Raw genomic sequence first — 19,149 nt, 5'->3', positions numbered from 1 at the left:
CCGCCCGCTCCCCTTGAACCGATCGCCCACGCCCATGCACTACACCCAGGACCCCGCCACCCCGCCCGCCCCCACCGTCAGCTTCGACGACTTCATGAAGGTCGACATCCGCGTCGGCACCATCATCGCCGCCGATCCCTTCCCCGAGGCGCGCAAGCCGGCCTACAAGCTGACCATTGATTTCGGCGCCGGCGTCGGCGTCAGGAAAAGCTCGGCCCAGATCACCGGCCGCTACACGCTCGAGCAACTGCCGGGCAAGCGCGTGCTCGGCATCGTCAACTTCCCGCCGCGCCAGGTCGGCCCGGTGCGCTCCGAAGTGCTGGTGCTGGGCCTGGCCGACGCCGCCGACCAGACCGTGCTGGTCACGCCCGAACTGGACGTGCCCGACGGCGCCCGGCTGACCTGAACCTGAAAATTTAGCCCGGCGCGCCGCGCCGTTTGCTACACTGCAAGCCTCCCTGGGGAGTAGCCTCTTCCGGCCCCGTCCGGAAGCGCCCGCGTCAACACTCTTGGCCCTTCTGGCCATGGCGCCGGCAACCGACACGGTTTGGCGAGACCACGGACTTTTCCATAGCTCTTGACCGGGCGATATGGAAAGTCTGTGTGTTTCGCCCGGTCGGAGCCTCTCCCGCATGAACGCCCTCTCCACTCTCGTCCTGGCCTTCGCCATGTCCACCGACGCCTTCGCCGCGGCGGTCGGCAAGGGCGCCGCCCTGCACAAGCCACGGCTGTCCGAAGCGCTGCGCACCGGCGTGATCTTCGGCGTGATCGAAGCCATCACGCCCGTGATCGGCTGGGCCCTCGGCTCGATGGCCGCCCAGTTCGTGCGCGACTGGGACCACTGGATCGCCTTCGGCATGCTCTGTGTGCTGGGCGCGATGATGATCCGCAACGGCCTGGGCGCCGACCAGGAGGAAGCCACGCCGGTCGGCCGCCATTCGTTCTGGCTGCTGGCCGCCACCGGTTTCGCCACCAGCATCGACGCCATGGCGGTCGGCGTCAGCCTGGCCTTCATCGACAACAACATCGCCGTCACCGCACTGGCGATCGGCCTGGCGACCATGCTGATGGTCACCTTGGGCGTCATGATCGGCCGGCTGGTCGGCAGCGTCGCCGGCAAGCGCGCCGAAGTGCTCGGCGGCCTGGCGCTGATCGGCATCGGCGCCACCATCCTGTACGAGCACCTGAAGGCGTAAGCCGCCCGCCGCCGCGCCCCCGTCGGGCGGGCGCGGCACGCCCGATCAATAGCGGACGGAATCACCCCGATCGCGCCTTGAGATCGGGCTATCCTCACTCGCTCGTTGCGGCGCGAACGCATGATTCGTCCCTGCCCGGCCACCAAGGCGCATCCTGCGCCGGCCTGCGCGCCCAACCGGGAACGACGCGAACAGGATGCAACCCCCATGGCCTTGAAACACTACCGCGACCTCGACGTCCACGAAGCCGCGAAGGCCCGCATCCGGCTGGTGTTCCAGAACTTCGAACGGGTCTGCGTCGCCTTCTCCGGCGGCAAGGACAGTTCCGTCACCCTGCACCTGGCGCTCGAGGTCGCGCGCGAAATGGGGCGCGGCCCGGTGCACGCGGTCTTCATCGACCTCGAAGGGCAATACCAGGCCACCATCGCGCACGTCGCGCACATGTTCGACCGCGCCGACATCCACCCCTGGTGGATCTGCCTGCCCATCAACCTGCGCAATGCCTCGAGCCTGCGCGAACCCTACTGGTGCACCTGGGAGCCCGGCCGCGAGGCCGACTGGATCCGGCCGCTGCCGCGGCATCCGTCCGTCATCAACGACCCCGGCTATTTTCCGTTCTACCGCCATCGCATGGAATTCGAGGAATTCGTGCCCGAATTCAACCAATGGCTGTCGCGCGACATGCCCACCGCGTTCCTGGTCGGCATCCGCTCCGACGAATCGCTCAACCGCTATCTGGCCATCAAGCGCCGCACCAAGAAATGCGCCTGGACGCCGCCCGGCACGCACAAGCCGCTGGCCTGGAGCACGCGCGACAAGCAGCGCAACAACGGCGTCACCTTCTTCCCGATCTACGACTGGAAGTTCGAAGACCTGTGGCGCTACACCGGCGAAAACGGCCATGCCTACAACCACCTCTACGACCAGATGCTGCGCGCCGGCGTGCCGTATTCGCAGATGCGCATCTGCCAGCCGTATGGCGACGACCAGCGCAAGGGGCTGGACCTGTTCCACAAGCTCGAGCCCGAAACCTGGTTCCGCGCGGTCAAGCGCGTGCAGGGCGCCAACTACGCGGCGCGCTATTGCCGCCAGCGCTTCCTCGGCTATCGCGGCGGCCTCGGCCTGCCGCCCACCTTCGGCACCTGGCGCCAGTACAGCCAGTTCCTGCTCGACAGCATGCCGGCCGCGCTGCGCCTGGTGTACGCGCGGCGCATCGACGTCTTCATCGCCTGGTGGGAACAGCGCGGCCATCCGCTGGCCCTGTGGCCCGACGCCGGCATCCCCGACCTCGAAAACCGCAAGGCGCAGCCGTCGTGGCGCCGCATCGGCCTGTCGCTGCTCAAGCAGGACATGGCGCGCTCGCTGTCATTCGGACCGGCGCGCCGCGACATCGACAGCCTGATCCCCGCCGCCGAGCGCCCAGTGCCATGACGCATCCCCTGAAACACTACGATTTCCTGCTGCTGCGCTCGTACGACGACGAAGCCGCGTTCTTCGCGCAGATGGGCCGCTTCTTCGCCAGCGCCACGGTGCGCCGCGACTGCGGCGGCTACCCCTTGAACGACGGCCCGCGGCATCGCTGGTTCATCGTCCGGCGTCACCACCATGCCCGCGTGCTGGGCTTCATCAGCATCGAACTGCAGAGCGGCGCGGTGCGCATCCGCGATGGCTACGTGCGCCCCGAGGCGCGCCAGCTCGGCCTGTTCCGCGCGCTGCGCCAGCGCGTGCTCGACCACATCGACGAACTCGATCAACCGTGCACCGTGCGCGTGCCGTGGCACAGCGCCGCGCTGCTACAGCCGCACGGCTTCCAGCCCCACAGCACCCGGGGCAACTGGATCACCTTGAAAAGGAATGCGCATGCCACTTCTCGACAGCCTGGAGAGCCGGGCCCGTGCCCTGTTCAACGAACTGGACAGCCTGCCGATCCGGCAACGGATCGAAGCCATCAACCGGATCCGCCTGTGCCTGCATGAACACAGCCCCTTCGCCGCCGAGCCGGTCGACTGCGTGCAGTGGATCCCCGGCGACCTGATCGAGGCCAACGACTACAACCCCAACAGCGTCGCGCCGCCCGAGATGCGGCTGCTGGAGCTGTCGATCGAGGCCGACGGCTACACCCAGCCCATCGTCGCGCACCAGGCCGGCCCGGCCCAATACGTCGTGGTCGACGGCTTTCACCGCCAGCGCGTGGGCAAGAAGAAAGGCGCCATCCGCCAGCGCCTGCAGGGCTACCTGCCCATCGTCGTCATCCGTCACGGACGCGCCGGCGCCGCCGACCGCATCGCCGCCACCATCCGCCACAACCGCGCCCGCGGCGTGCACGGCGTGATGCCCATGACCGACATCGTCGTGCGGCTGCTCAAGGCCGGCTGGAACGAGGCCGACATCGCCCGCCAGCTCGGCATGGACGACGACGAGGTCCTGCGCTTCAAGCAGGTGTCGGGCCTGCCCGAGCTGTTTCTCGATCACCGCTATTCGCGCTCCTGGGACTGAGGCCGGCGGCCTGGGCCAGCGGCACGCCCAGGCGGCAGCGCAGGCCCGCGCCCGGCGCCGACTCCAGCGCCAGCGTGCCGCCGTGGCGCCGCGCGATGGCGGCCACGATCGACAGCCCCAGGCCCGCGCCCTCGCCCTGGCGCCCGCCGCGCCAGAAAGGCTCGACCGCCCGCGCGCATTGCGCCGGGGTCAGCCCCGGCCCGCGGTCCAGCACCGTCACCACCAGATTGGCCGCCACGATCGAGACGTGGACCTCGACATCGACCTGCGCCGGCGAATACTTGAGCGCGTTGTCCACCAGGTTGCGCACCGCGCAATCGAGCAGCGCATCCGGCAACGCCACCCAGGGCTGGCTGGCGGGCAGGTGCCAGCGCACCCGCGCCGGCTTGCGGCCGGCCACCCGCGCCAGCACCACGAGCGCGTCGCAGGCCGCGTCGGCGTCAGCGCCGTCGGCGCGCGCCAGCATCAGCAATTGCTCGATCAGGCGTTCGAGCCGCGCGGTGCCCTGCAGCGCATGCGCGACCGCCTGGCGGCTGGCCGGATCGCCGGCCATCGCCGGCAGGCGTTGCAGCACCTGCAGGTGCGCCTTGATCGCCGTCACCGGCGAACGCATCTCGTGCGCCGCGTGATCCGAGAAATGCCGTTCGCGCAGCAGCATGTCCTCCATGCGCCGCGACAGGTGCGCCAGCGTCTGCGTGAAAGGCACGAGTTCGCGCGGCACGTTGGGGCCCGGCAGGTCGCGCGCCGACCACGGCTCTTCGCACGCCAGCCGGCGGCGCAACCCTTCGACCACCGCCAGGCCGCGGCCGACGCCGAACCACAGCAGCGCGAAGCCCACCAGCAGGCCCGCCACGCCGGGCAGCAGCGCGGTCCAGGCCATTTCGCGGCGCAGCGCCGCGCGGATGTCCGTGTGGCCAGCCGTGGCGACGCGCAGGCCCTCGGCGTCGACGGCGTAGGTGCGCCCGGTGGCGTCCGCCTGCCCGGGCGAGCCAGACCCCAGCGACGCCGCCTCCAGCGCCGCGTCCAGCGTGGCGCTGGCGTGCTCGAACATCCCCAGCGTGACGGCGCCGCCGACCACCAGCCAGACCGCGCCCAGCAACAGCGACAGGCGCGCGCGCAGGCTCATGGCGCCGGCATCCCCAGCCGGTAGCCCCAGCCGCGCACGGTCTCGATCAGATCGGCGCCGAGCTTGCGGCGCAGCTTGTGGATGTGGACATTGACGGCGTTGCTCTCGACCCGGTCGTCAAAGCCGTACAGGCTGTCGCGCAACTGATCCATGGTGAGGATCTGCCCGGGATGCTGCAGCAGCGTCTTGAGCAGCGTCAGCTCGCGCCGCTGCAGCGTGATGCGCTTGCCGTCCAGCAGCACCTCGCCGCGCGACACGAACAGCGTCAGGCGGCCGTGCTCGATGCGGTCGGTGGTGTGCCCGGCGGTCCGCCGCATCAGCGCCTGCAGGCGCGCGCCCAGTTCGTCCAGGTCGAACGGCTTGAGGACGTAGTCGTCGGCGCCGGCGCGCAGCGCGTCGACCCGCTGCGGCACCGCCGAGCGGGCCGTCAGCACCAGCACCGGCAGGTTCAGGCGCCGCGCCCGCCACCGGGCCAGCAGCGCCATGCCGTCGCCATCGGGCAGGCCAAGGTCCAGCACACAGGCGCCGAAGTGCGACGTCTGCACCGCCAGATCGGCCTGCCGCAGGCTGCCGACGGCATCGACCCCGAACCCTTGCAGCCCCAGTCCGGCCTGGATGGCCAGCGCGATGGAAGCGTCATCCTCGACCAACAAAATCCGCATCGCAGAAATCCCGTCCCGGCACGTTATACTTATTAGAAGTAATAAGTTAATTTCTAAAAGTAATTAATAATGATGACCGCGACCCTGCTGGGGCTGTGCATCGGCGTCTCCCTTGGCCTGACCGGCGCCGGCGGAGGCATCCTGGCCGTGCCCGCGCTGATGTTCGGACTGGGCCTGACGCTGACGCAGGCGGCGCCGGTGGCGTTGATCGCCGTGGGCATCGCGTCGGCGGTTGGCGCCCTGCAGGGCCTGATGCGCGGCCTGGTGCGCTACAAGGCCGCCATGCTGATGGCCGCGGTGGGCGCGTTGACCGCACCATTGGGATTGTCGCTGGCGCACCGCCTGCCGCCGCATTGGCTTAGTCTGACTTTTGCGGCGGTGATGCTGCTGGTGGCCGCGCGCATGGTGCAGCAGTCGCGCCACCGCGCCGCCGCGCAGGGCGCGGCAGAGCCCCCGCCCAAGGCCTGCCGGCTCTCGCCCGAGACCGGCCGCTTCGTCTGGAACCGCCTGACCGCCGCCACCCTCGGTGCCATCGGCGCCGTGTCAGGCCTGTGCACCGGCATGCTGGGCGTGGGCGGCGGCTTCATCATCGTGCCGGCGCTGACGCACTTCAGCGACGCGCGCATGATCAGCATCGTTTCCACCTCGCTCATGGTGATCGCGCTGGTGTCGGCCGCCACGGTCGGCTCCGCGCTGCTGCATGGCCTGACGCTGACCGCCGCGCAATGGGCCTTCGTCGGCGCCGCCATCGCCGGCATGGTGGCGGGCCGCACGCTGGCGCCGCGCGTGCCGCAGGCCGTGCTGCAACGGGTTTTCGCCGTGGTCTGCGTGGCGGTCGCCGCCGTGCTCGCCTGGCGCGCCTGATCCGTCCGCAGACGCGAGGTCGCCCGCCGCGGGGTCGCCCGCCGCGTTGGCGTATTCTCACTGCATGACGGCCGCGCTACGCGGCCGCATTCTCCGCCCCTGGCCGTGTTAACGCTCAGATAATCGGCCCCATGCAAGATCGCTTGCATGATGAAAACCTCTCATATCCCTCCCCACGCCCGACAGGCATGGATCTGCGCGCCCGCGGCGCGTCCGTCCTTCGCCATGGCCGGGGCGTCTCCGGGCCGCCGCGCAACACTGTTCGGCATCGCGTCCGGCTCTCACGCCGACGCCTCGCAGTGGCGCGCTGACCGCGCCCTCGCCGCCCTCGTCTCCTACGCCTGACCGTCATGGCTCGCCCGCTCCGCGGATGCCCCGGCGCCGCCCGTGAACGCCCGACCGGCGCCGGCATGCCGACGCGCGCCGCGCCGCCATGCCCTTTCGATTTCCTCAACCACCGCGCGGCAGTCAGCGCGGGCCAACCCTCCCACGGATATCAAGAAGGACTATCCATGCTCAAGAAAACGCTTCTCGCCACCGCCACTGCCGCCGCCCTGATCGGCCCGGCCGCGGCATTCGCCGCCGACTTCGGCCAGGGCACCATCACGTTCACCGGCTCGGTCCTCGATGCGCCGTGCAGCATCCCGGCCGCGGACCTGAACCAGACCATCGACCTTGGCCAGATTTCCAAGAACGATCTGACCACGACGAACGCCACCTCGGCCACCTTGCCGATCGAGATCCACCTGACCGGCTGCAACTTCACGACCGCCGGCACACCCGCCACACCGCAGCTGAACAAGCTCAAGATCAGCTTCGCCGGTACGTTCTCGGACGCCAGCAAGGCCATCCTGACGAACACGGCCCCGAACGGCGCCACGAACGTCGGCATCCAGATCGTCGACAACGCCGGCAAGGTCATCACCTCCACCCCGACCGCCGAACAAACCCTGGCGGCCGGCAATCTCAACACGCTGCGTTACGGCGTCAGGTTGATCAACACCGGTACCACCGCCGCCACCGCGGGCAAGGTCGGCGCCCAGGTCGTGTTCACGTTGACCTACAGCTGACCCGCCGCAGGTCACCTCGCGTCGTTGCGCGCGTGAACCCCGTCGCCCCTGTGGCGGCGGGGTGATCCGGGCGTTCGCACGCGAATCCATTCCGACGCGAGCCACCACGCGCCGCATCGACGCCGAAGCTGTCCGGCACCCCTTCATGCCGGAGACTCGGCAACAGATATCATGATCCTGCCCCGTTTGGTTTCGTTCCTGGCTCTCAGTACCCTCGCGCTGTCCGCGCAAGCCACCGAATTCAGCAGCGGGTTTCTCAATACCAAAGACAGAGGCAACATCGACCTGTCGCGCTTCAGCCACGAAGGCTACGTCCTGCCCGGCGCCTACCTGGTCGATTTCTATCTGAACCAACGCCTGATCCAGGCCCGTTATCCGGTCCAGGCCGTGCCCGTCATCGGCGACGGCACGGTGTTCTGTGTCACGCCGGCCATGATCGACATGCTGTCGCTCAAGGACGAAGCGGCCGCCCGCCTGGCCCAGGTCAACGCCGCCCAGGGCGGCCCCTGCATCGACCTCGCCACCGCCGACAGCCGCGTCGACTACAACGCTGAACACCAATCGCTGACGCTGACCGTGCCGCAGGCCTGGCTGCAGTACCAGGACCCCGACTGGGTGCCGCCGGCGCGCTGGAGCAACGGGGTGAACGGCGTGATCCTGGACTACAACCTGCTGGCCAACCGCCACATGCCGCAGCAGGGCGTCGCCGCATCCAGCTACACGTTGTACGGCACCGCCGGCCTGAACCTCGGCGCCTGGCGCCTGCGCAGCGATTACCAGTACAACCGCTACGACAACGGCGGCCAGTCGATGGCGCGCTTCACGCTGCCGCAGACCTACCTGTTCCGGCCGCTGCCGCAATGGGGCGCCAAGCTGACGCTGGGCCAGACCTACCTGTCGTCCGCCATCTTCGATTCGTTCCGCTTCGCCGGCGTGACCCTGGCCAGCGACGAACGCATGCTGCCGCCGTCGCTGCAGGGCTACGCGCCGCAGGTCAGCGGCATCGCCAACAGCAACGCCCAGGTCACCGTCACCCAGAAGGGCCGGCTGCTGTACCAGACCCGCGTGTCGCCCGGCCCGTTCGTGCTGCCGGCGCTGAGCCAGAACCTGAGCGGCAACCTGGACGTGACGGTCGAAGAAAGCGACGGCACCAGGCGCACCTGGCAGATCACCACCGCCAACGTGCCCTTCATGACGCGCAAGGGCAGCGTGCGCTACCAGATGTCGGCGGGGCGTCCGCTGTTCGGCGGCCACAGCAACAACCACACGATCGCGCCTGGCTTCGTGCTGGGCGAGGCCACCTGGGGCGCGTTCAACGACACCTCTTTCTATGGCGGCCTGATCGCCACCCATGGCGGCTACCAGGCGCTGGCGCTCGGCGTCGGCCAGAACCTGGGCGTGCTGGGCGCGGTGTCCGCCGACGTCACGCGCTCGGACGCACGCCTGCCCTATTCATCGGCGCCGCGCCGCACCGACTACAGCTACCGCGTCAACTACGCCAAGACCTTCGACGAACTGAGCAGCACGGTGGCGTTCATGGGTTACCGCTTCTCGGGCCAGCATTTCCTGTCGCTGCAGGACTACATCGCACGCTCGGCGTTTCGCGGCGAATCCTTTCGCTCGGAGAAGCAGAGCTATACCGTGTCCTACAGCCAGTACCTGCGGGCGTTCGACATGAGCGTGGCGCTGTCCCTGAGCCGCCAGAACTACTGGCACGACGGCGTCAACAACCACTACACGCTCTCGCTCAGCAAGAGCGCCAGCTTCGGCCCGCTGCGCAACGTCAATATGTCGCTGTCGCTGGCGCGCAGCCAGACCCTGTCCGGCCAGACCGAGAACCAGGTCTACGCGTCCCTCAGCATCCCGCTGGGCGACAACCGTCAGCTCAGCTACGGCTACCAACGCAGCGGCCAGGACCGCCTGCAGCAGACCATCGGCTACACCGACTACACCAGCCCGAACGTCACCTGGAACGTCAACGCCGGCAACACCCGCGGCGGTGACGCGCAGCACCAGAGCCTGAGCGGCAACCTCCAGGGCCGCACGCCGTACGGCCGCGCCGGCGCCGATTTCGCATTGCAGCCGGGGCAGTACCGCAACATCGGCCTGAACTGGTATGGCTCGGTGACGGCCACGGCCAAGGGCGTGGCGCTGGGCCCGCCGGCCGCCGGCAATGAGCCGCGCATGATGATCGACACCGATGGCATCGGCGGCATCGCGGTGGACAACGGCAACGCCGTCACCAACCGCTTCGGCATCGCCGTCGTCAACGGCGTCTCGAGTTATCACGAGAGCGCCGTGTCGGTGGATGTCAATGCGCTGCCCGACGACGTTGACGTGCTCGACTCGATCATCAGTCAGGTGCTGACCGAAGGCGCCATCGGCTATTCACGCGTCCGCGCCAGCCAGGGCGAACAGATCCTGGGCAACGTGCAGCTGGCCGATGGCGGCCGCCCGCCGCTGGGCGCGCTGGTGCTGTCCACCCGCACCGGCCGCACGGCCGGCATGGTGGGCGACGGCGGGCTGGTGTACCTGAGCGGCGTGGAGGCGGAAGACCGCGACGCGCTGACGGTGACCTGGGGCGGCGAAAAGGAATGCCGCCTGGCGCTGCCCGACCCGGCGGCGCTTGCCGACGGACCGAAACCGCTGCCCTGCCGCTAGGGGCTGTTCACACGACAAGAGCCTCGCACAGGCCCTGGCCCGCGGCGATTCCGATACCCCCTCTCCACTTGAGCGCGCACACATGAAAACCAACCTCCTGGCAGCCCCCCTTCTTGGCGCCCTGCTGGCGTGGCCCATGACGAACCAGGCGGCGGTCAACGTCGACCGCACCCGCGTCATCATGGGCGCCAACCAGAAATCGGTGTCCGTCGTGCTGACCAACGAAAGCGGCGGCAAGCCGTACCTGGCGCAGTCCTGGATCGAGGACCAGGACGGCAAGACCAGCAACGACCTGCTGGCGCTGCCGCCGCTGCAGCGCCTCGACCCCGGCAAGAAGGCGCAGGTGCGCATCACGCAGATGAACCGCGCCGCGCTCGACCGCCTGCCGCAGGACCGCGAGAGCCTGTTCTATTTCGTCGTGCGCGAAATCCCGCCGGAGCCGGAAGACAAGAACGCCAGCCTGCTGCAATTGACGACGCAGAGCCAGCTGAAGCTGTTCCTGCGGCCGGCCGGCCTGGGCAAGGATGGCGAGGACGTGGCGCCCGAACGCAGCGTGCAGGCGCGGGCCGCCGCCGGCACGCTGACGCTGAAGAACCCAACCCCGTATCACGTCACGGTGATCTGGCTGGGACTGGACCGCAAGCAGCCGCTGCACGGCTTCGACTCGCCGACGATGCTGGCGCCGTTTTCGGAGCGGGCGCTGAAGGTCGACCTGCCGCCCGGCCTGCGCGAGCTGATGCTGGGCAACGTCGACGATTACGGCGGGCTGCGCATGAACCGCTACCGCTGCGAGGCGGGGCTGTGCGCATTCCAGGAACGCGTCAAGGATTGAGCCAGGCGCGGCGCGGCTGACCGCGGCTTATGCGCCAGGCGCCTGCACGGCCGGCAGCGCGAGCAGGCCCGCATCGACCTTGAAGCGGCCGACCTGCTGCGACAGCCGCGCCGCCTGCTCCCGCAGGCTGGCGGCCGCGGCGGCGGCCTGCTCGACCAACGCGGCGTTCTGCTGCGTCACGCCATCCATCTGCGTCACCGCCACGTTCACCTGGCCGATGCCGCTGGACTGCTCGGCCGAGGCGCTGGCGATTTCGCGCACCAGGGTCACGGCGCGCCGCACGCTGTCGACCACGTCGCGCATGGTGCGGCCGGCCTCGTCGGCCTGGCGGGTGCCGTCTTCGACGCGGCTGACGGACTCGTTGATGAGCGTGTTGATTTCCCGGGCCGCCACCGCCGAGCGTTGCGCCAGCGTGCGCACTTCGCCCGCCACCACCGCGAAGCCGCGGCCCTGCTCTCCGGCGCGCGCCGCCTCGACCGCGGCGTTCAGCGCCAGGATGTTGGTCTGGAACGCGATGCTGTCGATCACGCTGGTGATGTCGGCGATGCGGCGCGAGCTGTCGGCGATCGCGTCCATCGTCCGCACCACGCCGTCGACCACCTCGCCGCCGCGCTCCGCCACGGCCGAGGCCTGGGTGACGAGCTTTTCGGCCGCGCCGGCATTGCCGGCATTCTGCTGCACGGTGCTGGTCAGTTCCTCCATCGACGCGGCGGTCTGTTCCAGCGACGCGGCCTGCTCCTCGGTGCGTTGCGACAGGTCGGCATTGCCTTGCGCGATCTGCGAGGAAGCCGAGGCGATGCCCTCGCAGCCATCGCGCACGTCCAGCACGATGCGCGACAGGCTGTGGTTCATGGCCTTGAGCGCGGCCATCAGGTCGCCGGTCTCGTCGCGCGTGGCGACGCGGATGTCGCCAGTCAGGTCGCCGGCGGCCACGCGGCGCGCGGCATCCACCGCCAGCCCCAACGGCCGCACGATGCCGCGCGTCATGAGCCAGCCCAGCAGCATGCCCAGCGCCACGCCGGCGATCGACAACGCGATCATGATGGCGCGCATGCGCTGGTACAGGTCGGTGCCGTCCTGCACCGACCGGGCGGTGCTGGCTTCCTTGGACGCGGCCAGCTGGTCCATCAGGCTGTCCAGCCGTTCGGACGACGCGATCACGTGCTTCTCGATCTCGACGGCGCGCGGATCCTTGGGCATCAGCGGCAGCGCGCGGGCGGCGGCGAAGAAGGCCTCGGCATCGCGCTTCCAGGCGTCTTCCATCTGCCTGAAGCTGGCCAGCAGGCGGCGCCCGTCGTCGGTCTGGTAGTAGGCGTCGGCGCGGTCCCGCAGCGCGTCCATGCGCCGCACGGCGCTGTCGAACTGGGCCCGGATGGCCTCGCGCTCCCGCTCGCTGGCGGCGCCGAGGTAGCCGTTGCGGGCGCGGCCGGCATACACCAGCTGCAGGTTGGCGTCCTTCATCTCGGACAGGCCGCGCAATTCGACTTCGTAGAGCTGGCTGTTCATCTCGTTGATGCGGGCCAGGCCCCATACGCCGAAGGCGCCGATGGCGCCGCCCAGCAGCGCCACCATCAGGAATGCGCCAGACAGGCGGGCGCGGATACGCAGACCAGAAAATAGCCGAAACATGCTTGCTTCCTATATCGCCCCGGCCGGATGGCGGATTGCCGCCTGTTGTTGTTCCGGGGCCTTGTTGAGCCGGACGGGCATGGTAGGGCGGGCATTGAATTAGGGATAACCCTATGAATGGCGTGTTTTTCCGACTATTCACTGTGCTGGTTCAAGCAATTTCTTAAGCCCTACATAAATTCCAGTAATAAGTAGCCTTGGATTGCCTTCGCCAGGCGCTGCTCATAAAATGATAATTGTTCTTATTTGTATCCATTCCCGCGCGCCATGGCAGACGCCCTCGACATCGGTCTTCTGTATTCCCGGCACCATGGCTGGCTCAAGCGCTGGCTGCAAGGCAAGCTCGGCAATCACGGCGACGCCGCCGACCTGGCGCAGGACACCTACCTGCGCCTGATGCATTCCGGCCGCCTGCCGGCGCGCGACGAGCAATCGCGGGCATTCCTGGTGCAGGTGGCCAAGGGCCTGGTGATCGACCTGCATCGCCGGCGCGCGCTGGAACAATCCTATCTCGATGCCATCGCGGCGCTGCCGCCCGATTCGGTGCCCTCGCCCGAAACCCGCGCCCTGATTCTCGAGGCCCTCACCGAAGTCGACGCCATGCTCGACCGCCTGCCCGCCAAGGCGCGCGAGGCCTTCCTGCTGTCGCAGCTGGACGGCCTCGGCTACAAGGAGATCGCGGCGCGGCTGGCGGTGTCCGTCAGTTCGGTGCAGAAGTACATGGTGACCGCGCTCAGCGCCTGCTACCAGGCGGTGTATGGCTGACGCGCTGCACGACCAGCGGCGCCTGGACCCGGCCATCGTCAATGCCGCCATCGCCTGGAGCGCACGGCTCTGGTCCGAAGCGGCCACCGCCGCCGACCGCCAGGACTGCGCCCATTGGCGCGGTCAGCACCCCGATCACGAACTGGCCTGGCAACGCGTGGCTGGCCTGTGCGCACGGCTGCGCGACCTGCCCGGCGACATCGCCGGCCCGGCGCTGCGGCGCGGCCGCCGGCTGTCGCGACGCGCGCTGCTGTCGCTGGCGCTGGGCGGCGGCGTAGCGGTCTGCGGCGCACGCTGGTGGCCACAGTCGCCGTGGCAGGCGGCCTGGGCCGATGCCCGCAGCGGGCTCGGCGAGATCACCGCGTTGCGCCTGCCGGATGGCGGCGAACTGGTGCTGGACAGCGACAGCGCGGTGGACATCGACTATTCCGCCAGCCTGCGGCGCGTGGTGCTGCTGCGCGGCCGCCTGCTGGCGCGCACCCATTCCGACCCGGCCGCCCGGCCCTTCCTGGTGGCCACGCGCGATGGCAACGCGGTGGCCCACGGCACCCGCTATACGGTGTCGCTGGGCGCCGACTACACCGACGTCGAAGTGCTGGAAGGCCAGGTCGAGCTGCAGCCGGCCGCGGGCGGCGCGACACGGCTGCTGTCGCGCAACCAGGCCGGCCGCTACGACGCGCACGGCCTGCGCCAGGACGGGCCGCGCGAAGCGCGCGAACCGGGCTGGCCCAATGGCGTGCTGGCCGCCGAATCCATGCCGCTGCCGCGGTTCCTGGACGAGATCGGCCGCTATCGCCGCGGCGTGCTGCGCGGCGAACCGGCGCTGGCGCACCTGCGTGTCAGCGGCGTCTTCAGCCTGCGCGATACCGACAGCGCGCTGCGGGCGCTGGCCGATGCCCTGCCGGTGCGGATCGACACCTACACGCGCTGGTGGACGGTGGTCCGCCCGCGCTGACGCCAATGCCATTGCAGATTTTGCGATCTCGTCCGGGATAGAGAGTAGAGGGGCCTCGCCCATATCCGCGAGCCCCCGGCTTTCACTCTCATCAAGGACCCGACATGCCTTCGCGCAAGACCCTCACCACCCTGACCGCGCTGGCGCTGGCCGCCATGGCGCTGCCGGCGCTGGCCCAGACCGCCCGCTACGACATCCCGGCTGGCAGCCTGGAACAGGTGCTCAACGCCTACGCCCGCCAGGCCGGCGTCACCCTGTCCGCCGACGGCGCCCTGACCGCCGGCCGCCAGAGCGCCGGCCTGCATGGCAGCTATGGCGTGCAGGACGGCTTCGCCGCGCTGCTGGCGCGCCACGGCCTGACGGCGCGCCCCGGCTCCCAGCCCGGCGCCTATGTGGTGCAGCCGGCGCCGGCCAGCGGCGCGACGGCGGAGCTGCCCGCCGTGACGGTGACCGGGCGGCGCGAAGGCGAGGCCGCCAATCCGGGGTTCGTGCCGACCAACACCGCCACCGCCACCAAGACCGACACGCCGCTGCTGGAAACGCCGCAATCGGTGTCGGTGATCACCCGCGAGACCATGGACACGCTGGGCGCGCAGACCGTCAGCCAGGCGCTGCGCTACAGCGCGGGGGTGCTGCCCGACAACGCCGGCGCCGAGACCCGCTACGACTGGATCAACATCCGCGGCGTCAGCGAATCGACGCTGGGCCTGTACCTGAACGGCCTGCGGCTGCAATCGAACACCGAGTTCCGCATCGAGCCCTACGGGCTGGAACAGCTGGACGTGCTGCGCGGCCCGTCGTCGGTGCTGTATGGCCAGAACGCCCCAGGCGGCCTGATCAACATGGTGTCCAAGCGCCCCATCGACAGCCCCCTGCATGAGATCCAGCTGTCCGGCGGCAGCTACGGCAACCGGCAGGCGGCGTTCGATTTCAGCGGCCCGCTCGACGACGACAACAAGGTGCTGTACCGCCTGACGGGCCTGGTGCGCGAGGCCGACACCCAGGTGCGCTACACGCCGGACGACCGTACCTACATCGCGCCGTCGTTCACCTTCCGGCCCGGCGACCGCACCTCGCTCACGATCCTGGCCAGCTACCAGAAGGATCGCGTCGGCTTCGGCCAGTTCCTGCCGGCGCAGGGCACGGCGCTGGGCAACCCCAATGGCAAGATCCCGACCAACACCTTCGTCGGCGACCCCGACCTGGATAACACCAAGCGCGAGCAGACCATGTTCGGCTACGAACTCAACCACGAGTTCAACGACATCTTCCAGTTCCGCCAGAACTTCCGCTATTCGCACCTGAGCTATCGCGTCAAGACCGCCGGCTACGGCCTGGGCTTCGTCAAGAAGAACGCAGCCGATCCCGATGCCGCCGAGAACTTCCGGTACGTCAACCGCCTGCCCTTCTCGGACATGCGCGAGGTGGACGTGTTCGGCCTGGACAACCAGCTGCAGGGCCGCTTCACCCACGGCGACTGGAAACACACGGTGCTGGCCGGCCTGGACTATTACGACTACGACCAGTTGCGCACCCAGGGCCGCGGCGCCAACAGCGTGCTGGACCTGTACCAGCCGAACTACGACGGCTCGCCCGCGATCACGCGCATTGCCTCGAGCCAGCGCTCGCACCTGCGCCAGACGGGCGCCTACCTGCAGGACCAGATCAAGTATGGCGACCACTGGCTGGTGACGCTGGGCGCGCGGCGCGACTGGGCCGAACAGAAGCTCGACAACCGCCTGACCGGCGCGCGCACCGAGCAGCGCGACGCGGCCAACAGTTTCCGCGGCGCGCTGATGTATCGCAGCGATATCGGCCTGGCGCCGTACTTCAGCTACTCCGAGTCGTTCCAGCCCAACATCGGCAGCGATCGCAACGGCAACCAGTTCTCGCCCAGCCGCGGCAAGCAGTACGAAGTGGGCATGAAGTTCCAGCCGGACGGCGCGCAGAGCTTCGCCACGCTGTCGCTGTTCGACCTGCGCATGACCAACGTGCTGACCACCGACAGCGTCGACCCGACCTATTCGGCGACTTCCGGCGAACAACGCTCGCGCGGCGTAGAGCTCGAAGGCACGGCGGTGCTGGGCGGCGGCTGGCGCATGCTGGGCTCGTATTCGTACGTGGACGCCAAGATCACCAAGGCCAACGACGGCACCGAAGGCAAGCACCCGACCCAGCAGCCGGCCCACATGGCCTCGCTGTGGCTGGACTACACGGTGCAGAGCGGACCGCTGGCCGGCCTGGGCGGCGGCGCGGGCGCGCGCTACGTCGGCACCACCTTCATCGACGCCAACAACGACATGGGCAAGGCGCCGCCGCGCACGCTGGTCGACCTGGGCCTGCGGTACGTGGCGAACCAGCACTGGCGCTTCGACCTGAACGCCAGCAACCTGTTCGACAAGGTGTACGCGATCTGCGTGACGCCGACGCAGTGCGCCTACGGCACGCGCCGGGTGGTGATGGGCAGCGCCACGTACCGGTGGTGAGCGGCCAACGGCCGCGACAGCCTGCCCGAGGCCGCTGAAAGAGCCGCTGAAGGCGCGGCTGGCACCGGCGAAGGCGCGGGTGGCGGAGGCGGCGCCGGGCCGTCAGGCCGCTGGCGCCTGGTCCGGCCGCGGCCGCATGCGGCCCAGCAGCAGCAACACCGCCAGCGCCAGCACGCTCAAGCCGCCCAGCATGGCGAAGGTGGCCGGCGCGCCGGCGGCGTCCATGGACGCCGCGAGCAGCGGCGGCGCCAAGGCGTTGATCAGGTTCATCGGCAGCGCGATGGTGGCCATCGCCGCCGCATAGCCGGCCTTGTCGAAGAACACCAGCGGCATGGTGGCCCGCGCGACCGCGAAGGCGCCGCTGCCGACGCCGAACAGCAGCAGGAAGCCGATCACCGGCAGCAGGCCAGCGCCGCCGATCCCGATGACGGCCAGCCCCAGCGGGATCATCGCGCCGGAAGCGATGCCGGTGGACAGCCCGTCCCAGCGCCGCCCGCCCAGCAGGTCGAGCACGCGCCCACCGACCTTGAAGACGCCCAGCAGCGAGGCGACCGCGACAGCACGAGGCAGATCCATGTCCATGGCCTGCAGCAGCGGCACGCCCACCGCCTGGATGCCGAAGGTGACGAAACTGTTCAGCGCGATGGCGGCCACCAGCAGCGCGAACACCGGGCCCTTGCGTCCGTCCGCGTCGCGCGAGGCCGCGGCCGCCGCGGCCTCGGTCGACGGCAGGCCGAACCACAGCAACGGGCCGACCAGCGCCAGCATGCAGATGGCGTAGACGATAAGTGTCGCCCGCCAGCCCATCAGATGATCGAGGAAAGCCGTGACCGGCAGGAACACGCTGCCCGCCAGGCCCGTCACCAGCATCAGCGTGCCGATGAGCCCGCGTGCCCGGTCCTGCGCGTATTCCACGACGTAGGCATATGCCCCGGTCGTCAGGAACGCCGCGCCCGCCACGCCGACCAGCGTCCAGGCGGCCCAGAAGGCCCACAGGCCGGGAGACAGCGCGAGCAGGGCCAGGCCCAGTCCGATCAGCCCGGCGCCCGCCGCCATGGCCCGGCGCGTGCCGAAGCGGCGGAACGCGCGGCCGGCCAGCGGCGCGGCCAGCCCCATCGCGACATACATGACCGACGTGCCCAGGAACACCGAGGGCAAGGTGGCGCCCAGGTCGGATGCGACCGGGGCGGCGATGACCGGCAGCACGCCGACCACGCCCCAGCCGACGATCTGGGTCAGCGCGAGCAGCAGCAGGACAAGGACATGGCGTTGCATCGCGCGCCGGCCTAGCGGCCCTTGTCCATCGACAGCGGCACGCCCCAGATCGGATCCTCCATGCCCTGCTTGCCCAGCGGCGTGATCTGCATGGGCTGCAGCTTGGCCAGCAGCGCCTGGTGCTCGGCGCTCAGGTTGGTGCGCTGCGCGATGAACTGCCGCGTGAACTCCATCGGCGCCGGGCGGGTGTAGACGGTCAGGTCCTCGAGCGGGCATTCGATCATCTTGGGATCGACCGCGCGGCAGGACTGCTGGCGGAACTTGTAGCTGGGCGTCTTCAGGTGCATGCGCTGGCTCAGCACCAGCTGGCCGCCTTGCAGCGTGAAGCTCGCCAGCGCCTGCTTGGGCGGAATGCGCGCCTGCACCTTGATGGCGGGAATGTCGCGGGAATCGGTTTCCTCGTAGTAGCCCGCCGGCATGCCGGCCGTGGTCTCGCTGTACTGCTGCTGGCCCCAGCTCACGCACGCCCCCGACGCCATGTGCACGGCGGTGCAGACCTGGCGCGTCTTGGTCTCGGTGTGGGTGGTGGCGTCGCGCCACGCTTCCTGCCTGTAGAACTCGCGATAGAGCTCGGGCGACAGATAGGCGGTGCCGTTGGCGCCGCGGCCCGATCCCTCAGGTCCGCGCTTGGCACCGACCTGGTCGAGCAGCGCATTCAGCTTGTAGTCGTCGCCGCCGGTCAGCAGGTATTTGCCGGGCGGCAGGATATGCACCTCGAACGCCTGGAACAGGTAGGTTTCCTTGGGATCGCGCTTGAGCGAATTGGTCTGGAACTTGCGGCTGAAGGTCACCTGCGGCGCCTTCTCGTGCATCCAGATCACGGTCGGCGTCCACTGCGTCATGGTCATGGCGTCTTTCAGCGACGCATGCGGCATCAGGTCGGCCACCAGCACCACGGCCATGTCGGCCTTCAGCGCCTCATTGATCAGGTCCAGCAACTGCCCGTAGCGCGGATCGTCGCGAGTGCCGTACCCGTTCGATGACGGAATGTTCACGCACCCCGACAAGGCCAGCGTAAGCGTCAGGAGGGACAAGGCAAGGCGCGGGCGCGGCAAGGTCATGGATCGGTCCTTAAATGAGGCTGAATCGTATTGAGCGCGCATGCTACTGGCTCGGGGCCGGATCGCAATGG

17 protein-coding genes and 1 riboswitch are annotated in these 19,149 nt (G+C 69.3%); of the genes, 12 read left to right on the top strand and 5 right to left on the bottom strand.

The features are described from left to right. Nucleotides 1-34 precede the first annotated feature (34 nt). From I6I07_RS16260 to I6I07_RS16240, 5 genes are all read left to right on the top strand, one after another. Nucleotides 35-406 (top strand): tRNA-binding protein, encoded by a 372-nt coding sequence (locus I6I07_RS16260; protein WP_198482853.1) that lies wholly within the window; start codon nucleotides 35-37, stop codon nucleotides 404-406. Nucleotides 407-448: 42 nt separating this feature from the next. Further along, nucleotides 449-627: riboswitch (yybP-ykoY riboswitch) on the top strand. 5 nt (nucleotides 628-632) lie between these two features. Continuing rightward, nucleotides 633-1,196 (top strand): manganese efflux pump MntP, encoded by a 564-nt coding sequence (mntP, locus tag I6I07_RS16255; RefSeq protein WP_006390441.1) that lies wholly within the window; start codon nucleotides 633-635, stop codon nucleotides 1,194-1,196. Between the two features lie 207 nt (nucleotides 1,197-1,403). After that, entirely contained in the window at nucleotides 1,404-2,627 is a 1,224-nt protein-coding gene (locus tag I6I07_RS16250; RefSeq protein ID WP_198482852.1) for a DUF3440 domain-containing protein, read from the top strand. After that, complete coding sequence (locus I6I07_RS16245; protein WP_198482851.1) at nucleotides 2,624-3,172, top strand: N-acetyltransferase; 549 nt, start codon at nucleotides 2,624-2,626, stop codon at nucleotides 3,170-3,172. The genes I6I07_RS16250 and I6I07_RS16245 overlap by 4 nt, the downstream gene beginning before the upstream one ends. Further along, nucleotides 3,057-3,692 carry an IbrB-like domain-containing protein gene (locus I6I07_RS16240; protein WP_198482850.1) on the top strand — a complete coding sequence of 212 codons (636 nt, stop codon included), beginning with the start codon at nucleotides 3,057-3,059 and terminating at the stop codon, nucleotides 3,690-3,692. The genes I6I07_RS16245 and I6I07_RS16240 overlap by 116 nt, the downstream gene beginning before the upstream one ends. Here I6I07_RS16240 and I6I07_RS16235 read toward each other — a convergent pair. Together I6I07_RS16235 and I6I07_RS16230 are read right to left on the bottom strand one after the other, a co-directional pair. After that, on the bottom strand, nucleotides 3,628-4,818 hold the full coding sequence (locus I6I07_RS16235) for a sensor histidine kinase (protein WP_198482849.1): 1,191 nt from the start codon (nucleotides 4,816-4,818) through the stop codon (nucleotides 3,628-3,630). The two genes, I6I07_RS16240 and I6I07_RS16235, sit on opposite strands and share 65 nt — an antisense overlap. Beyond that, on the bottom strand, nucleotides 4,815-5,480 hold the full coding sequence (locus tag I6I07_RS16230; protein ID WP_198482848.1) for a response regulator: 666 nt from the start codon (nucleotides 5,478-5,480) through the stop codon (nucleotides 4,815-4,817). Before I6I07_RS16230 ends, I6I07_RS16235 begins: the two co-directional genes overlap by 4 nt. 72 nt (nucleotides 5,481-5,552) lie before the next feature. Here I6I07_RS16230 and I6I07_RS16225 point away from each other — a divergent pair, with 72 nt between their 5' ends. The 4 genes from I6I07_RS16225 (at nucleotide 5,553) to I6I07_RS16210 (ending at nucleotide 10,907) form a co-directional block, all read left to right on the top strand. Beyond that, nucleotides 5,553-6,344, top strand: coding sequence for a sulfite exporter TauE/SafE family protein (locus I6I07_RS16225; protein WP_420094589.1), 792 nt, complete (start codon nucleotides 5,553-5,555; stop codon nucleotides 6,342-6,344). A gap of 512 nt (nucleotides 6,345-6,856) precedes the next feature. Next, nucleotides 6,857-7,414 (top strand): fimbrial protein, encoded by a 558-nt coding sequence (locus tag I6I07_RS16220; RefSeq protein ID WP_198482846.1) that lies wholly within the window; start codon nucleotides 6,857-6,859, stop codon nucleotides 7,412-7,414. Nucleotides 7,415-7,585: 171 nt separating this feature from the next. Beyond that, on the top strand, nucleotides 7,586-10,075 hold the full coding sequence (locus I6I07_RS16215; protein WP_198482845.1) for a fimbria/pilus outer membrane usher protein: 2,490 nt from the start codon (nucleotides 7,586-7,588) through the stop codon (nucleotides 10,073-10,075). 82 nt (nucleotides 10,076-10,157) lie between these two features. Next, complete coding sequence (locus tag I6I07_RS16210; RefSeq protein WP_232625604.1) at nucleotides 10,158-10,907, top strand: fimbria/pilus periplasmic chaperone; 750 nt, start codon at nucleotides 10,158-10,160, stop codon at nucleotides 10,905-10,907. 27 nt (nucleotides 10,908-10,934) lie between these two features. Here the strand turns inward: I6I07_RS16210 and I6I07_RS16205 are convergent, their stop codons facing one another. After that, nucleotides 10,935-12,536 (bottom strand): methyl-accepting chemotaxis protein, encoded by a 1,602-nt coding sequence (locus tag I6I07_RS16205; protein ID WP_198482844.1) that lies wholly within the window; start codon nucleotides 12,534-12,536, stop codon nucleotides 10,935-10,937. A 267-nt stretch (nucleotides 12,537-12,803) separates the two neighbouring features. On the opposite strand from I6I07_RS16205, the gene I6I07_RS16200 reads away from it, so the two are divergent. The 3 genes from I6I07_RS16200 (at nucleotide 12,804) to I6I07_RS16190 (ending at nucleotide 16,742) form a co-directional block, all read left to right on the top strand. After that, complete coding sequence (locus I6I07_RS16200) at nucleotides 12,804-13,301, top strand: sigma-70 family RNA polymerase sigma factor (protein WP_035360761.1); 498 nt, start codon at nucleotides 12,804-12,806, stop codon at nucleotides 13,299-13,301. Continuing rightward, nucleotides 13,294-14,256, top strand: a complete 963-nt coding sequence (locus I6I07_RS16195) for a FecR domain-containing protein (RefSeq protein WP_198482843.1) — start codon at nucleotides 13,294-13,296, stop codon at nucleotides 14,254-14,256. Before I6I07_RS16200 ends, I6I07_RS16195 begins: the two co-directional genes overlap by 8 nt. Before the next feature lie 104 nt (nucleotides 14,257-14,360). Next, on the top strand, nucleotides 14,361-16,742 hold the full coding sequence (locus I6I07_RS16190) for a TonB-dependent siderophore receptor (RefSeq protein WP_198482842.1): 2,382 nt from the start codon (nucleotides 14,361-14,363) through the stop codon (nucleotides 16,740-16,742). Nucleotides 16,743-16,844: 102 nt separating this feature from the next. On the opposite strand, the gene I6I07_RS16185 is transcribed toward I6I07_RS16190, so the two are convergent. Continuing rightward, on the bottom strand, nucleotides 16,845-18,017 hold the full coding sequence (locus tag I6I07_RS16185) for an MFS transporter (protein ID WP_198482841.1): 1,173 nt from the start codon (nucleotides 18,015-18,017) through the stop codon (nucleotides 16,845-16,847). Between the two features lie 11 nt (nucleotides 18,018-18,028). Continuing rightward, complete coding sequence (locus I6I07_RS16180) at nucleotides 18,029-19,078, bottom strand: hypothetical protein (protein ID WP_198482840.1); 1,050 nt, start codon at nucleotides 19,076-19,078, stop codon at nucleotides 18,029-18,031. Nucleotides 19,079-19,149 lie beyond the last annotated feature (71 nt).

The organism is Achromobacter deleyi (genome assembly GCF_016127315.1).
Classification (GTDB): Bacteria; Pseudomonadota; Gammaproteobacteria; order Burkholderiales; family Burkholderiaceae_B; genus Achromobacter; species Achromobacter insuavis_A.
Note: the sequence above shows the minus strand (reverse complement) of the source record. Positions and strands in the feature narration are given on the sequence as shown.

What these genes read in the sequence shown, in the direction of transcription:
- I6I07_RS16190 (WP_198482842.1), top strand. Translation starts at nt 14,361, where the DNA reads ATGCCTTCGCGCAAGACCCTCACCACCCTGACCGCGCTGGCGCTGGCC.
- I6I07_RS16240 (WP_198482850.1), top strand. Translation starts at nt 3,057, where the DNA reads ATGCCACTTCTCGACAGCCTGGAGAGCCGGGCCCGTGCCCTGTTCAAC.
- I6I07_RS16200 (WP_035360761.1), top strand. Translation starts at nt 12,804, where the DNA reads ATGGCAGACGCCCTCGACATCGGTCTTCTGTATTCCCGGCACCATGGC.
- I6I07_RS16205 (WP_198482844.1), bottom strand. Translation starts at nt 12,536, where the DNA reads ATGTTTCGGCTATTTTCTGGTCTGCGTATCCGCGCCCGCCTGTCTGGC.
- I6I07_RS16250 (WP_198482852.1), top strand. Translation starts at nt 1,404, where the DNA reads ATGGCCTTGAAACACTACCGCGACCTCGACGTCCACGAAGCCGCGAAG.
- mntP (WP_006390441.1), top strand. Translation starts at nt 633, where the DNA reads ATGAACGCCCTCTCCACTCTCGTCCTGGCCTTCGCCATGTCCACCGAC.
- I6I07_RS16180 (WP_198482840.1), bottom strand. Translation starts at nt 19,078, where the DNA reads ATGACCTTGCCGCGCCCGCGCCTTGCCTTGTCCCTCCTGACGCTTACG.
- I6I07_RS16260 (WP_198482853.1), top strand. Translation starts at nt 35, where the DNA reads ATGCACTACACCCAGGACCCCGCCACCCCGCCCGCCCCCACCGTCAGC.
- I6I07_RS16185 (WP_198482841.1), bottom strand. Translation starts at nt 18,017, where the DNA reads ATGCAACGCCATGTCCTTGTCCTGCTGCTGCTCGCGCTGACCCAGATC.
- I6I07_RS16235 (WP_198482849.1), bottom strand. Translation starts at nt 4,818, where the DNA reads ATGAGCCTGCGCGCGCGCCTGTCGCTGTTGCTGGGCGCGGTCTGGCTG.
- I6I07_RS16220 (WP_198482846.1), top strand. Translation starts at nt 6,857, where the DNA reads ATGCTCAAGAAAACGCTTCTCGCCACCGCCACTGCCGCCGCCCTGATC.
- I6I07_RS16210 (WP_232625604.1), top strand. Translation starts at nt 10,158, where the DNA reads ATGAAAACCAACCTCCTGGCAGCCCCCCTTCTTGGCGCCCTGCTGGCG.
- I6I07_RS16225 (WP_420094589.1), top strand. Translation starts at nt 5,553, where the DNA reads ATGACCGCGACCCTGCTGGGGCTGTGCATCGGCGTCTCCCTTGGCCTG.
- I6I07_RS16230 (WP_198482848.1), bottom strand. Translation starts at nt 5,480, where the DNA reads ATGCGGATTTTGTTGGTCGAGGATGACGCTTCCATCGCGCTGGCCATC.
- I6I07_RS16245 (WP_198482851.1), top strand. Translation starts at nt 2,624, where the DNA reads ATGACGCATCCCCTGAAACACTACGATTTCCTGCTGCTGCGCTCGTAC.
- I6I07_RS16195 (WP_198482843.1), top strand. Translation starts at nt 13,294, where the DNA reads ATGGCTGACGCGCTGCACGACCAGCGGCGCCTGGACCCGGCCATCGTC.
- I6I07_RS16215 (WP_198482845.1), top strand. Translation starts at nt 7,586, where the DNA reads ATGATCCTGCCCCGTTTGGTTTCGTTCCTGGCTCTCAGTACCCTCGCG.